Below are 14,844 nucleotides of genomic sequence, written 5' to 3'. Positions count from 1 at the left end.
AGGAGAAGTATGGAACTGGCAGCATCAAAAACGACGAGACAGACCGCATCAGCACCTCGTCAAACAACAAGTGAATCTAGAATTGTGAAAATCATCCTTATTTCAATAGCGATTCTGTACTTATTTCTATTTCTTTTTATTCCGCTCATTACCATTTTCGCAAAGGCTTTTGAGCAGGGGGTAGCTGTATATACAGCCGCAGTGACAGATAGTGATGCCTTTGCTGCTATTCGTCTTACTTTTATTGTTACATTACTTGTTGTTCCACTGAATACTATTTTTGGAGTTGCAGCGGCATGGTTGATTACCAAGTTTCGCTTTAAAGGAAAGCAGCTGTTGCTATCTCTCATTGAGTTGCCGTTTGCGGTTTCTCCTGTTATTGCCGGTTTGGTGTTTGTATTGTTATTTAGTCCGCGCGGGGTATTGGGTCCGTGGCTTGTAGAGCATGGACTAAAAATTATTTTTTCTGTACCTGGGATTGTGATTGCGACAGTCTTTGTCACGCTGCCATTTGTTGCCCGCGAGCTTATTCCAATTATGCAATCTCAAGGGACAGCGGAGGAAGAAGCTGCTCTCTCGCTTGGTGCAAACGGTTGGTATATGTTCTTTCGGGTTACGCTTCCAAATATAAAATGGGGCTTATTATACGGTATGATTTTGTGTAATGCCCGAGCAATTGGTGAATTTGGAGCGGTTTCTGTTGTGTCTGGACATATACGCGGAATGACAAATACGATGCCGCTGCATATTGAGATTTTATACAATGAATATCAATTTTCCGCGTCGTTTGCTGTAGCTTCTTTAATGTCACTTATGGCGCTCATCACACTTATCGTGAAAAGCTGGATTGAGTGGCGAACAGAGAAGCGGGAAGTGTGAGAAAGGAGAAAAAACGATGACAATTCAAATTCGAAATGTATCAAAGCAATATGGGGAATTTCAAGCGCTGACAGATATTGAGTTAGATATCCCAAAGGGGGAGCTTGTTGCGTTATTAGGCCCTTCTGGCTCAGGCAAGACGACGCTGCTGCGGATTATTGCTGGTTTAGAAGCAGCGGATACAGGGTCTGTTTTATTTGATGGAGAAGATTTAACTGATGTTCATGTTAAGCATCGCGAGGTCGGCTTTGTTTTCCAGCATTATGCCTTATTTAAACATATGACCGTATTTGAAAATGTTGCCTTTGGGCTAAAGGCGCGCAAACGGAGACTGCGGCCGGCTGCGGCCGTGATTGAGGGAAAGGTACATGAATTGCTGCGTCTAGTGAAATTAGACGGCTTTGCCAATCGCTACCCTGCGCAACTATCAGGCGGACAGCGTCAGCGTGTTGCGCTTGCGCGAGCACTCGCAGTAGAACCGAAGATTTTGCTGCTTGATGAGCCCTTTGGCGCATTAGATGCCAAGGTACGTAAAGAGCTGCGCCGCTGGCTGCGGAAGCTGCATGATGAGTTTCATATTACAAGTGTATTTGTGACGCATGATCAAGAGGAGGCATTAGATGTAGCCGATCGAATTGTTGTGATGAACAAAGGGAAGATTGAGCAGATGGGGACACCGGATCAGGTATATGATCATCCTGCCAGTCCGTTCGTGTATGATTTTCTAGGAAGCGTCAATCTATTTCGCGGTCGTTTGCATCGAGGCAAGCTGAATCTTGGCTCCGCACAGCTAGAAGCACCAGAGCATTCCCATATTTTAGATACAGATGCCATTGGCTATGTGCGTCCACATCATTTGTCCATTGAACGTGTAAAACAAAGCGAGGATGCCATCTCTGCTAAGGTTTTCCATTCGCACGTTGTTGGTCCTGTTGTGCATATTGAGCTAAAGCGGGAGGACACGAATGAGTATGTAGAGGCAGAAATTAGCAAGGAGCAGTTTACGAAGCTAGGGCTCCAAGTTGGCGAGATTGTCTATGTTCGTCCAAAAGAAGTGAAAGTATTTGTGCCAGAGGATTTTGTAATTTGAAGTGTGAATCCTAGATTGTGAGTATATGTTTTACATGTATGGAAATTTATTTAAAATCTTAGTTGACTTATAGGAGTAATGCATACTATTATTATCCACAAGATAATAAATAGTTTACCTGACTGATCGGAAAAACCGAAGGTCCTTAACTGCCAAAGCAAAAGGGTTAAGGACCTTTTTTGGCTCTTTAATCCTAGTTAACAGATAAGAAAAGGGTATTTAAAGCGTACTACATACGCTAAGGGGGTTTTACAATGTGTAAAGGCAGAGAGTTAATCAAATAAGAGAGCAGCTAATCCATTTTTGTAGGGAGGGAGAACACAGTGAGTATTTCGATTACGTCATTAGATAAAACATTTGTGAAGTCTCAAGGGCAAGTAAAGGTACTACAAGATATTAATTTACAAGTCAAGAAAGGGGAATTTGTTACAGTTATTGGTCCTAGCGGATGCGGTAAGAGCACATTGCTGAAGCTAATTGCGGGTCTTGATCACGAGTTTGAAGGAGCAATCCACCTGAATGGTGAGCCAATCACCAGACCAAGCATCAAACAAGGATTTATTTTTCAGGAGCATCGTCTTTTTCCATGGTTAACAGTAGAAAAAAATATCGCTGCCGACTTATCACTAAAGGATCCTCAGGTGCGAAGCAGGGTGGATGAGCTCATTGAACTTGTAAGATTGAAAGGCTTTGAGAAGGCATACCCAAAGGAGATATCTGGAGGAATGTCACAACGGGTAGCGATTGCAAGAGCATTATTGCGAGATCCAGAAGTGCTGCTGCTCGATGAGCCGTTCGGTGCACTTGATGCTTTCACAAGAACTCATTTGCAGGATGCGTTGCTTGAGATTTGGCAGCAAAAGAAAACGACAATGATTCTCGTGACGCATGACATTGACGAATCTATTTATCTTGCTGATCGCATCGTCATCATGAGCGCAAGACCAGGCCAAATTAGCAACATTATTTCAGTGGATTTACCACACCCCCGAAAAAGAGCAAGTCGTTCTTTTCAGGAATTCAGGCAATTGGTATTAAGTGAATTTGAAAAAGTAGAAGAGCTTCAGCTCATTGAAGGATCGGGTATTTAGGGGAGGATGAAGAATATGATTCGAAACATAAAGATTTCTGTACTCATACTTACAGCACTGGTAATGGCTATTCTAGCCGGTTGCGCATCAAAGGAGACAACGGCAAGCGAGAAAAAGGAAAGTAAGGAAAATCTTACAGTAAACATTGGAATTCAACAAAGTCTAGGACCTTTATTAATTGCGAAGGAAAAAGGCTGGTTTGAAGAAGAGTTCAAAAAGGTCGGGGTTAAAGTAAAATGGACAGTGTTCCAAAGCGGTCCGCCTCATTTTGAAGCATTAGCAGCAAATCGGTTAGACTTTGGAGCAGTAGGAAATTCGCCAGTAATTGCCGGCCAAGCAGCCAATATCCAATTCAAGGAAATTGCCCTGGCAAGTGATGGATTAAAAGGAAATGCAATTCTTGTTCGCAAAGACAGTTCAATTCAAACGCTGAAGGATTTAAAGGGGAAAAAGATTGCAGTAGCGAAAGGAAGCAGCGGATTTAATGTATTATATCGTGCGTTAGATAAAGCTGGTTTGAAACCGGAGGATGTGAAGGTTATTCAACTACAACCGGATGAGGCACAGCCTGCATTTGAAACAGGAGCAGTAGATGCATGGTCAATTTGGGAGCCGTTCGTTTCTCTCCAAACCATTCAGAAGGACGCAAGAATATTGGCAGACGGCGCATCCTTAAATGTATACTCACCGGGCTTTGTCATTGCACGGACTGCATTTACAAAGGAACATCCGGAACTGGTTGTGCGTTTTCTAAAGGTGTACGAAAAAGCTCGTCTTTTCGAAAAAGAAAATCGTACTGAAGCGATCGAGTTGTATGCAAATGCGAAAAAAATCGATAAGGATATTGTGGGTCATATACTTGAAAACAATCAATCCTTGAATCTGCCAATTACAGAGGAAATTATCCAGGCACAGCAGGATACCGCAGATTTTCAGTATTCTCTTCAAGCCATTACGAAGAAAATTGATACATCTCAAGTAGTTGATAATTCATATATTAAGAAAGCATTACAAGAAATAAAAGAAGAACAGAATAAGTGAGGTGATGTAGGGTGAATAAGGTAAAAACAGCAGTATCACCCGTTCGTTCCATCGGTAACATCGGAAAGCCGATCGCGTCTAAACAACGGAAGAGGATTTCTTTTAGCAGCACTACAGGTGTAATGTTTCGGGGCTTAGTTGTACCAATCTTTGTATTAGTAATCTGGCAGTTAGCCGTATCACTTTTACATGTACCGAATACAGTATTGCCAGCACCCTTACATATCTTGGCTTCCCTTCAGGAGCTGATAGCGTCGGGGGAACTGTTTGGACACTTGAAAATTAGCGTTACCCGTGCCCTTATTGGATTTTTATTAGGTGCCAGCTTAGGTCTCTTGTTTGGGACAGTAACGGGCCTTTCCAATAAAATGGAGCAATTCTTGGATCCATCCTTGCAAATGCTGCGCACAGTACCGCACTTAGCATTGGCGCCGTTATTTATTCTCTGGTTTGGTCTAGGCGAACTATCAAAGATCCTATTAATTGCCCTTGGTGCATTCTTCCCGTTATATGTCAACACATTGCTTGGTATACGAGGGGTAGACAAAAAATTATTTGATGTAGCGCGCATTCTGGAATTTAGCCGCTGGCAGCAAGTAACAAAGCTCATTTTACCAGCTTCTCTGCCAAATATTCTGCTTGGGGTCCGATTGTCACTTGGTGCAGCTTGGCTTGGATTAGTTGTTTCAGAATTAATGGGAGCTAGCGAGGGAATTGGATACCTCATTATGGATGCTAGACAATTTACCCGCACGGAGGTTGTTTTTGTCGGTATTATCATCTTCGCTCTTGGCGGGAAACTGGCTGATTCACTTGTCCGGGTATTGGAGTCTAGATTATTAAAATGGCGTGACAGCTATCGAGGAAAGGATGCTACGTGATGGAATGCAAGGTATATACAAAACAGTAACCTGTTACACAAATAAAACCAACTAAATTCATCGTTTAAATACGGATTAATATATGGTCTTTTTCCATCTGAAAAAAGGAGAGATGATGATGTCAAACATTGTAATTATTTCTGGGAGTCCTGCTGTAGTTTCACGATCATCCGCCATTTCTAAACTCGTGAAAGATGTGCTTGTTACGAACGGAAATAAGGTAGAGGAGATTGCGGTGCGCAATCTTCCTGCTGAGGACCTTCTATATGCAAACTTTAATAGCCCGGCCATTCAACAAGCAAAAGCGCTAGTTGAACAAGCGGATGGAGTTATCATTGTCAGTCCGGTATATAAAGCTAGTTATCCAGGAGTTTTAAAAGCCTTTTTAGATCTAATTCCTGAAAAAGGCTTGGCAAATAAAGTTGTTCTTCCGATTGCTACAGCAGGTACCATTGCGCATCTTTTAGCACTTGAATATGCGTTCAAACCTCTTTTCTCAGTACTAGGTACGCGAGATGTTACCGATGGCGTATATATTGTAGATTCACAAGTTGCCTATACAGAGCATGAGCTTACATTTGTCGATATAGAAGTGGAACAAAGGCTTGGGGATGCTATTACGCAGCTGCAGGTACGATTACAACAAAAAGAAGCGCAAGCAAGCCGCTAAAATGAAGAAGGAGTGAAGAAGGAATGGAGATTTTATGGTTTATTCCAACTCATGGAGACAGCCGTTATTTAGGAACAACAAAGGGAGGACGTGTAGCTGATTTTTCATATTTTCGTCAAGTCGCGCAAGCCGCTGATCGCCTTGGCTATACAGGTGTCTTAATTCCGACAGGGAGATCATGCGAAGATCCATGGACGTTGGCTTCGGCCTTATCCGCTGTTACAGAACGATTGAAGTTCCTCATTGCTGTTCGCCCGGGGATTATGTCCCCTGCTGTTGCAGCAAGAATGGCAGCAACAGTGGACCGCATCTCAAACGGACGGCTTCTCATTAATGTGGTCGCGGGTGGCGATCCGGTCGAATTAGCTGGCGATGGATTATTCCTTACGCACGATGAGCGTTATGAAGTAACAGATGAGTTTTTAACAGTTTGGCGGAATTTGCTAGAGGGAAAGGAAGTTGACTTTAAAGGCAAGCATCTCAATATAGACGGTGGCCAATTGCTCTTCCCGCCTGTCCAGCAGCCACACCCTCCTATTTATTTTGGCGGTTCATCGCCGGCAGGGCAAGCCGTTGCAGCAAAACATACAGATGTGTATCTAACATGGGGAGAACCGCCTGCTCAGGTGGAACAAAAGATAAAAGAAGTGCGCCGCCGGGCCGAGCAAGAAGGAAGAACCGTGCGCTTTGGCATGCGCCTGCACGTGATTGTGAGAGAAACGGAAGAGGAAGCATGGCAAGCTGCTGACCGCTTAATCCAATATGTAGATGACGATACGATTGCAGCGGCGCAGCGTACATTGGCTCGACAAGATTCGGTTGGACAGAAAAGAATGATGCAGCTGCATAAAGGCGGAAGAGAAGTCCTTGAGATTAGTCCAAATCTATGGGCAGGAGTCGGGCTTGTTCGAGGAGGAGCCGGTACAGCGCTTGTCGGCAATCCGGGTCAGGTTGCTGCTAGAATGAAAGAATATGCAGATTTAGGTATTGATACGTTTGTGTTATCCGGCTATCCCCATTTAGAGGAAGCATATCAATTTGCAGAGCTTGTCTTCCCGCTGTTGCCGTTGAAAAACAGGGGCTTCGAGCAAAAGAATCAACTTGTTGGGGAGATGATTGCGAACCAATACTCGCCAGAAGTTTCCAAGTAGCTCTTGATCTAGGCTCGTAAGAAAAATAATAAGAGCTAATTAAAAATGGACCATCGCGAAGAACTTGGTACAATCAAGGGCTTCTATGATGGTCTATTTTGTCGCTTCAGCCAGTCTCCTTTTTGGTTTTAGCCCTAAACAAAGTTTGTGATATACTCTATGTAGTTGATGGGCTCGATACTAGAATAATAGAGGAGATAACGTACATATACTATGGAAAAATTGATTGATTACATTTTGTTCAAAAAATATTTGGCTTATATTCTGCTTTTTTGTTTTATTCTTGTGGGGCTAACCGGATGCCAAACAGCCAAGAATACAACCACAGCGACCGTAGATCATGTAATTGATGGTGATACAGTTAAGGTGACAATAGGAAACCAGACAGAAACCATTCGTCTGTTATTAATTGATACACCGGAGTCTGTTCATCCAACTAAGCCGGTGCAGCCGTTTGGGAAGGAAGCAAGCAACTACTTAAAGGAAATGCTGCCAAATGGAACGAAGATAGAATTGGAGTATGATGTAAATAAGCGCGATAAGTATGACCGTTTGTTGGCCTATATATGGCTCGATGGCAAAATGATAAATGAGGTTTTAGTGGAGAAAGGCTTTGCTAGGGTGGCCTATATTTATAAGCCGAATACAAAGTATGAAATGCGGCTTAAAAAGGTGGAAGAAACAGCGAAGAATAAAAAGATTGGGATTTGGTCAATTCCTAACTATGTGACAGATCGAGGATTTGATAGTAATGCGGAAGCTCCTTCGCAGAAGTCTGACTCTTCCAAGTGTGCCCGGCCTGTCATTAAAGGGAATATCACGCGCGGCGGCGAAAAAATTTATCATACACCAGCTAGTCCGCAATATAAGGTGACAAAGGCGGAAGAGATGTTTTGTACGGAAGAGGACGCTGTAAAGGCAGGGTTTCGCAAGGCTGGATAATGTAAAAAATTGGCTGGTGAAAATAAAGCAGAATTGGCTGGTTCTTTTTGATCATCTCCCTTGTATTATTTAGAAGAAAAAACATTATTAACGAAAAATGACCGAACCTAGCAGCTAAAGGAATAAGGAATGTTAGGTATGTAACGTATATTTTAATTGTTATATTTAGGGGGAAGGATAATGAAGCTAGGACTTATATTAGTTGCTATCATTAGCATTGCAGCTTTAGTGGGTACAATTGCAGCTGCAGGTAAAGTAGAGAAAGACTACGGTAAGTCCACGAAGCAAAATACGATAAGGCTATCAGCAATTTATATCTTCTTGTTTATTTTTTCAATTGTAGGAGTTACCTGGTATATAGTGAGTTTGTAGGAAGCTTCATCGGCTTTTTACAATGACAATAGGTGCAAGAAAGGAGAGGGAAAGCAGTAAAAGCTGTTTTCCCTCTCCTTTTTACACTGTAAGGAATGATAAATTTCCAGCTGGAATTTAATTCGACGTAGCCGGAAATTTTAGGAATACAGTATAAGTAGGGCTACACCTCTAGCTGCGCCCAAAGGCAGGGCTCGCCAATCGGCGAGTTTTCTTTAGCTCACTTTTTCTAAGAAGTTATCGATGCTTGTTGTATCTTGCTATGCGCTTGAATAAATGCACAGCTTGTTTCAGCAATAAGTTCCTTATCATAGTCCATCGATGCAACATGATAAGAATTCTGTAAAGTAACCGTCTTTCTTATAGGAGAGCTTACGTGCTGAACGATATAGTCTGTGTTCTCAGGCGGAACGACATGATCTTCTACAGATTTAAAGGCTAATACCGGGCATGTAATATGCGGGAGCCTTTCCTTTGTGTCATCCATTAACAGCAGCAGCTGTTGAATTGCTGAAATCGGCACTTTCGAGTACGTGATTTCATAGACGTTCTTATCTTTAATATCTGGTGCTCCTTCATCCACAAAGCGCGGCTCTTGTTTGCCGCGAAATTCTTCAAGTACAGGGATGCTTGTCATGGCTGCATTAATTAAGATGATGCCGGCAAGATCCTGATGCTTGCTTGCAAGCTGGGCAGTTAAGGCGCCTCCCATCGATTGGCCAATGATGAAAATTTCACGGCAGTGCTGTTGTAAGAGGCGATAACCTTCTTCCAGGCTTTGAATCCAATCGCTATAGAGGCAGCTTTCCATATCTTCATAATGGGTACCGTGCCCTTTTAATCTTACGGCACATACGGTAAAGCCTTGCTGTGCTATGTACTCTCCCAAAAAACGGACGCTCTGGGGCGTTCCTACAAATCCGTGCGAAATTAAAACACCAATATCATTTCCTTTGAAAAAGAATGCTTCTGCTCCATCTAAAATTGGATATTGTGTTGTCATTCCATCCCCTCCTCATAGCTGTTTATTTTCTATACTGTATTAGAATAAGTTGTAGATATATTTTTATTCTCACGACTCGTTAGGTGAAGTTAGTGAACCTCCCTAGCGATTATTATGTAACATAATACTAAAACAAATTATTCCTATCAGTCAAGTGGGTTTTGTTGAATTTTAAAAATTTTTCCTTCTCCAAGGGATTCGCTTTTAGCTAAAAATCTATACTTTTCTTTAGATCTTACGCATAAATGTAGTCCTATTTAGATATGGATTCGTTATAAAGGACATTAAATGTAGCAGTTAAAGTCTGCCTAGTTAACGAGTTTGTTTTTCAACAGTCTGTAGAAAGTGAGTAATTACTCACTTTTTTGTTTTAGTTTTTCAAAAGCTGCTGTATAATCATAGTGAGTAATCACTCACTTTTGCTTAAAAGGAGGCTTGTGATATGAAGGAAGCTGTTAGAGTCAAAGGAGTTAGTAAAAGCTTTGGGAAAAAGGAAGTATTAAGCATGATTGATTTAACGGTGGAGGCAGGACAAATATACGGTTTAATTGGTCCTTCTGGTTCCGGTAAAACAACGTTGGTTAAGATGATTGTTGGCATGGATGTACCGACGCAAGGAGAAGTAGAAGTATTGCAGACTAAGGTTCCGCATCTATCGTTATTACAGAATATTGGATATATGGCACAATCTGATGCTTTGTACCCAGAGTTAACAGGGAAGGAGAATCTAACTTTTTTTGCTTCCCTTTTTAAATTGAAAAAAGAAGAACAAAAGCAACGGATTGCATATACAGCAAATTTAGTTGATCTTACTTCGCATTTATCGAAAAAGGTAGCAGCTTATTCAGGAGGCATGAAGCGCAGATTGTCATTAGCTATTGCTTTAATTCAAAACCCGCAAGTTCTTATATTAGATGAACCGACAGTAGGGATTGATCCTGAGTTGAGATTATCCATTTGGAACGAGCTGATGCGGCTAAAAAATGAGGAAGGGAAAACGATCCTCGTAACAACACATGTAATGGATGAGGCGGAAAAATGTGATCGTCTTGCAATGGTACGGGAGGGGAAATTGTTAACAAGCGGCTCACCTAAGGAATTGAAGGAATTTTATCATGCTACTAGCTTAGAGGATGTATTTTTAAAAGCGGGGGGAAGCAAGAATGAGAATGCTGGCTCTAATTAAACGGATCTGTCAACAAATGCTTCGGGATAAGCGAACATTGGCGTTGTTATTTCTTGCTCCGCTATTAGTGTTATCATTAATGTACTTTCTTTTTAATGGCAATACAATCAACCCTAAAATAGGTGTAGTGAACGTAGATACTAAGCTTGTACAAAAGCTTAACGATATGGATATGGAAGTAATAAAGTACAATGATGTAACGGATGCACAACAAACGATTATTGCTGATCATTTGGAAGGCTTGTTGAAGATAGAAAATGGAAATGCAATCCTCACGCTTCAAAATACAGACCCTTCAAAAAGTAAAGCATTACAGATGAAAATTAATCAGGCTTTAGCGGCTCAGGTGCAACAAAATCTAGCTGCACAGGCCGGGGCACAAGCGGGACCCTCTAAAATGACAGAAATGAAGACACAATATGTGTATGGAAGTAAGGATACATCCTTTTTTGATGTTTTAAGTCCTATATTGGTTGGATTTTTTGTATTCTTTTTTGTTTTTCTCATCTCAGGGATTGGATTATTACGTGAACGAACAACAGGTACGCTAGAGCGGCTGATGTCAACACCCATTCGAAGAGGAGAAATTGTAGCGGGCTATTTGGTTGGCTACGGCTTATTTGCGGTGATACAAACAGTAATTGTTGTTTTCTATGCTGTAAATGTGTTAGATATTATCCTGGTAGGATCCATTTGGAATGTGATCCTAATTAATCTATTATTGGCTCTGGTAGCGTTATCCTTAGGCATTTTATTATCTTCCTTTGCAGCTTCGGAATTTCAAATGATGCAATTTATCCCAATTGTTGTAGTGCCGCAGGTGTTTTTTACAGGTATTTTCCCGTTTGAAAGCATGCCGGAATGGCTGCAGGCAATTGCCAAAGTTATGCCGCTTTATTATGCGGGAAATGCTCTAAAGGATGTTATGTACAAGGGAATGGCTCTAGGGGATATTAGCGGGAAATTGCTTGCACTGGCAGTCTTTGCACTTGTTTTTATTATGTTAAATGTAATTGCACTCAAAAAATACCGTAAGTTATAAGGAAAGCGAATGATATGGATGTATACTATCCTAAATAAGAAAGGATTAGAATGCAGATAGAAAGAAGTGATACTATTGTCATCGAAGAATTTAATCGAGTCCGCACTCATGCAAATGAACCTGAAGGAAAAAAGAACTGATAAGCAGCAAAGGATAGTAGAAGCGGCGATTAAAATATTTGCTGAAAAAGGCTATACAGCTACGTCAACAAATGAAATTGCCAAGGCAGCTGAGGTGGCTGAAGGAACGATTTTTCGCCATTTTGGCACGAAGGAAAATTTACTGCTTTCAGTCATTGTTCCCTTTTTAATGGAAGCTGCGCCTATCGTAGCCGATGAGTTCATTAAAGGTGTAGTAAGTAAACCTTATGATAGCTTCGAGAGTTTTTTAACAGCAATTATTAAAAATCGTTTCGCCTTTTTGGAAGAGCATATAGATATCTTCAAAATTCTAGTAGCGGAATTATTAAATCGGGAGGATTTACGACAATATCTTATGAAGATGTTTGAGCAAAAGGCGCTTCCGGTGTTTGGTGCTGTTCTTGATACTTATAAACAGCGAGGAGAACTGCTAGATCTTCCGAACGCTACTCTTTTACGCATGCTGGGAACGTGTATCTTTGGGTATTGTATATCTCGCTTTGCCTTTTTTCCAAATAGCAAGTGGGATGATGAAGCAGAGGTAGAAAATCTAGTTCGTTTGATCTTACAAGGCATTGGTGAATCAAAATAATATCGTCTTCAATTTCGTTAGAAAACCTTTATCCATATGGTAAAGGTTATTTTTTTCAGTTACTCTGTTTTTAACAGATTTCTAAAAGGATGTTAGGGGGAGTCATTCAAGGAATATTAGGGATACTAAGAAAACAAATTAAGAAGGAGCCATAACCTCATATTGGCAAGAAGTAAGATAATTTTAAGAAGAAACCTAGTTATTTGACGTATAATCGTTACAAGTGTAAAGTTACTTACATAAAATAACTAAATGTTTGAACAGTGCAGAAGCGCTATTGTTATGAAATACACTCAGTTTCAGGGGGGACATATATGACAGTTAAAGAAAGTATCATTCATATGCTAGAAGACAAAATTCAAATGATTCATCGCAATGAAGGGGCCATTTATTTAGTTGGTCCTGTAAAATTGCCGGTTAACTTATATGGAGAAACGAAGACATTTCAGTGGTATTGCTGGCTGAATTGCAATGAAGTAACAGATCGAATCGAACGGATTATCGAGAAGTTATCATCTGTAGATTTAGCAGAAATGCAGCAGTCCAGCGTGCTTGTATATGGTGATTTTGCAAATGCTGATGATGCGCTAATCCGTATGCATAGCATTTGCCATACGGGAGATATATTTGGCAGCAAGCGCTGTGACTGTGGCTTTCAATTAAAGCAGTCGATGAAGATGATCACAGAGCACGGAACAGGCGCCCTTTTTTACTTGGCAAATCATGAAGGCCGCGGCATTGGTTTATTTAGTAAAGCGATGGCGTACGTGTTGCAGGAAAAAGGCTTAGATACGGTCGAAGCCAACTTGAGTCTTGGTTTTGTCGATGATGCCCGCAACTATGATGATGCCATCGAAGTGTTAAAGACATTAAGATCCAAGCCAGTAACGCTTATTACAAATAATCCGAAAAAGCTGCAGGCACTCCAAAACGCAGGATTAAATGTGTCAGATCGAGAGTCGCTATGGGGAGATGTGTCTGAATTTAATGAGAAATATCTTCAAACAAAAATTAAACGATCTGGTCATTTAAGGGCAGAAGCTAGAGAGGAGTAAGAATGAGTTTCATGTGGAACTCGCTCTTACGTAGCTTTGATAATCAATTTGTATTTTGGAAAAAGATATCATAGAACAAACTTCCATTCATATAGTAGGACTTTCCTCGCATCGTTATGATAAAATGATAAGAGTTTAATAGAAGATTCTAATAGAGTACTGGCAGAATCTTGATAAATAACTCAAATTTTAATAGCGAAGGTGAGGAGAATGGAGTTTCTTGAAGTGCTTTTGCCGATCTTTGGGATTTTTGTACTCGGTTATATTGGAGAGAAAAAAATCGGCTTTGACACAAAAACAATTTCTGCGATGTCTATGTATTTAATGTCGCCTGTGCTTGTATTCCGTACTTTTTACAAAACAACATTTACTGTAGAGTATTTGTATATGACATTATACCTTGTTATTCTTTGCTTTATATTGATTTCTATTGTCTATATTGTTGCCTCTATGCGAAACTATTCGAGGCCAGAAACGTGCGGTATGATTTTAGCATCAGTATTTATGAATAATGGTAACTACGGCACGCCTGTACTTTTACTTTTGTTTGGGGCAACGGGACTCGATTATGGAATTGTTTTAATGGTTATTCAATCGCTTGTGATGTGTACGGTCGGTGTGTATTACGCAGCCAAAGGAAGTCCGGATGGAGACGGTGTTCGCTCTGCTTTGCGTGCTGTGCGGCGTATGCCAATGATATACGGTGCGATGCTTGGAATTGCATTTCAAATGCTGCACGTGCCGCTAAGCGGATCAGTTCGTGAAGCAATTGATTTAGTTGGAAACGCAGCCATTCCAACAATTATGATTGTGCTGGGCATGCAGCTTGCAAAAATATCAATCAGAAATCTGGCTAAGGAAAAAATTTCTTTTTCCCTTATGATTAAGCTGGCCATCTCGCCTGTTATCGCATACGGCTTAACAATGCTGTTTCCTATGGATGACATGGTAAAGCAGATTATGGTCATTATCGCTGCAATGCCCACAGCTGCTAATACAACGATGTATGCTATTCAGTTTGACACTGAGCCTGAGTTTGTTTCAAGCGCGACACTAGTTAGTACATCATTAAGCTTGGCTACCTTGCCGATCATTTTTGCGCTTGTCCTTTAAAGAAAACTCGCCGACTGGCGAGCCCTGTCTTTGGGCGAAGACAGAGGCGTAGTTGCCCTTACACTGTATTCCTAAAATTTCCGACTACGTCGAATTCACTTCTAGCTGGAAGTTTATACTTTCCTACAGTGTGATAAAAACGATGCCATGCCTTTTTATGACAAAGAAAGGTGTGGGCATCGTTTTTTTTTGCTTTGCACTGTAAAAAAGCGAACCGAATGGTTCGCTTTCTTGCATTTTAAAAATGTATCAATTTCTGGCTAGGAGGCCAATCGGTGAGTTTTCTTGATTGCTTTAGGAATAAGTCTGTTTTTTTAACAAAAATAACTGATTTCCCTATGTAGAATTCAGAATAATCAAATTATAATGTAAAAGGATTTCCTCTTTATAGACCAGTTTTTTGAAAGGGTTTTCATAAGAGAGAGCAATTATTACTGACAGGGAGGCGTTGCAGCAGATCCTAACGTAAGCGCAAACAATCGTCGTTGTGATTTAGTATCGTTGCCAAATGAGCACAGCAATTACATATTTCACTGCCTATCTTTGTTAGAAACTATGATGTTCAAAGGACTATAAAGATTGTTTAAGGAAGGTGA

The 14,844-nt window shown here is 40.9% G+C and carries 15 protein-coding genes; 14 read left to right on the top strand and 1 reads right to left on the bottom strand.

What is annotated here, in order from left to right; genetic code table 11:
- Nucleotides 1–9 precede the first annotated feature (9 nt).
- The 9 genes from cysW to AAHB12_RS04490 all read left to right on the top strand — a co-directional run bounded on the left by cysW (nt 10) and on the right by AAHB12_RS04490 (nt 8,117).
- Nucleotides 10–879, top strand: a complete 870-nt coding sequence (gene cysW, locus AAHB12_RS04530) for a sulfate ABC transporter permease subunit CysW (RefSeq protein ID WP_342044450.1) — start codon at nt 10–12, stop codon at nt 877–879.
- Between the two features lie 16 nt (nt 880–895).
- Entirely contained in the window at nt 896–1,969 is a 1,074-nt protein-coding gene (locus AAHB12_RS04525) for a sulfate/molybdate ABC transporter ATP-binding protein (RefSeq protein ID WP_342044449.1), read from the top strand.
- Between the two features lie 299 nt (nt 1,970–2,268).
- Entirely contained in the window at nt 2,269–3,060 is a 792-nt protein-coding gene (locus AAHB12_RS04520; protein WP_246040296.1) for an ABC transporter ATP-binding protein, read from the top strand.
- A gap of 15 nt (nt 3,061–3,075) precedes the next feature.
- A complete protein-coding gene (locus AAHB12_RS04515) occupies nt 3,076–4,101 on the top strand; it encodes an aliphatic sulfonate ABC transporter substrate-binding protein (RefSeq protein WP_342044448.1) in 1,026 nt (341 codons plus the stop codon).
- 50 nt (nt 4,102–4,151) lie between these two features.
- On the top strand, nt 4,152–4,982 hold the full coding sequence (locus tag AAHB12_RS04510; RefSeq protein WP_410776939.1) for an ABC transporter permease: 831 nt from the start codon (nt 4,152–4,154) through the stop codon (nt 4,980–4,982).
- Between the two features lie 112 nt (nt 4,983–5,094).
- Nucleotides 5,095–5,652 (top strand): NADPH-dependent FMN reductase, encoded by a 558-nt coding sequence (gene ssuE, locus AAHB12_RS04505; protein ID WP_342044447.1) that lies wholly within the window; start codon nt 5,095–5,097, stop codon nt 5,650–5,652.
- Between the two features lie 23 nt (nt 5,653–5,675).
- Nucleotides 5,676–6,803, top strand: coding sequence for an FMNH2-dependent alkanesulfonate monooxygenase (gene ssuD, locus AAHB12_RS04500; RefSeq protein WP_129729309.1), 1,128 nt, complete (start codon nt 5,676–5,678; stop codon nt 6,801–6,803).
- Between the two features lie 213 nt (nt 6,804–7,016).
- Nucleotides 7,017–7,745, top strand: coding sequence for a thermonuclease family protein (locus tag AAHB12_RS04495; RefSeq protein ID WP_342044446.1), 729 nt, complete (start codon nt 7,017–7,019; stop codon nt 7,743–7,745).
- Nucleotides 7,746–7,925: 180 nt separating this feature from the next.
- The gene (locus tag AAHB12_RS04490; RefSeq protein WP_129729311.1) at nt 7,926–8,117 is read left to right on the top strand and encodes a hypothetical protein; all 192 of its coding nucleotides are present in this window, start codon (nt 7,926–7,928) and stop codon (nt 8,115–8,117) included.
- Between the two features lie 229 nt (nt 8,118–8,346).
- Here the strand turns inward: AAHB12_RS04490 and AAHB12_RS04485 are convergent, their stop codons facing one another.
- On the bottom strand, nt 8,347–9,120 hold the full coding sequence (locus AAHB12_RS04485; protein WP_129729313.1) for an alpha/beta hydrolase: 774 nt from the start codon (nt 9,118–9,120) through the stop codon (nt 8,347–8,349).
- A 442-nt stretch (nt 9,121–9,562) separates the two neighbouring features.
- On the opposite strand from AAHB12_RS04485, the gene AAHB12_RS04480 reads away from it, so the two are divergent.
- The 5 genes from AAHB12_RS04480 to AAHB12_RS04460 all read left to right on the top strand — a co-directional run bounded on the left by AAHB12_RS04480 (nt 9,563) and on the right by AAHB12_RS04460 (nt 14,248).
- Nucleotides 9,563–10,306: an ABC transporter ATP-binding protein gene (locus AAHB12_RS04480; RefSeq protein WP_129729315.1), complete on the top strand. Its 744-nt coding sequence runs from the start codon at nt 9,563–9,565 to the stop codon at nt 10,304–10,306.
- Nucleotides 10,284–11,348 (top strand): ABC transporter permease, encoded by a 1,065-nt coding sequence (locus tag AAHB12_RS04475; RefSeq protein ID WP_342044445.1) that lies wholly within the window; start codon nt 10,284–10,286, stop codon nt 11,346–11,348. The genes AAHB12_RS04480 and AAHB12_RS04475 overlap by 23 nt, the downstream gene beginning before the upstream one ends.
- 75 nt (nt 11,349–11,423) lie before the next feature.
- Nucleotides 11,424–12,080, top strand: a complete 657-nt coding sequence (locus AAHB12_RS04470; protein WP_129729319.1) for a TetR/AcrR family transcriptional regulator — start codon at nt 11,424–11,426, stop codon at nt 12,078–12,080.
- Nucleotides 12,081–12,394: 314 nt separating this feature from the next.
- Nucleotides 12,395–13,135, top strand: coding sequence for a GTP cyclohydrolase II (locus AAHB12_RS04465; RefSeq protein WP_129729321.1), 741 nt, complete (start codon nt 12,395–12,397; stop codon nt 13,133–13,135).
- A 210-nt stretch (nt 13,136–13,345) separates the two neighbouring features.
- A complete protein-coding gene (locus tag AAHB12_RS04460) occupies nt 13,346–14,248 on the top strand; it encodes an AEC family transporter (RefSeq protein ID WP_342044444.1) in 903 nt (300 codons plus the stop codon).
- Nucleotides 14,249–14,844 lie beyond the last annotated feature (596 nt).

It is taken from the genome of Bacillus sp. OTU530 (assembly GCF_038440375.1).
This window is presented reverse-complemented; position numbering and strand designations above follow the sequence as displayed.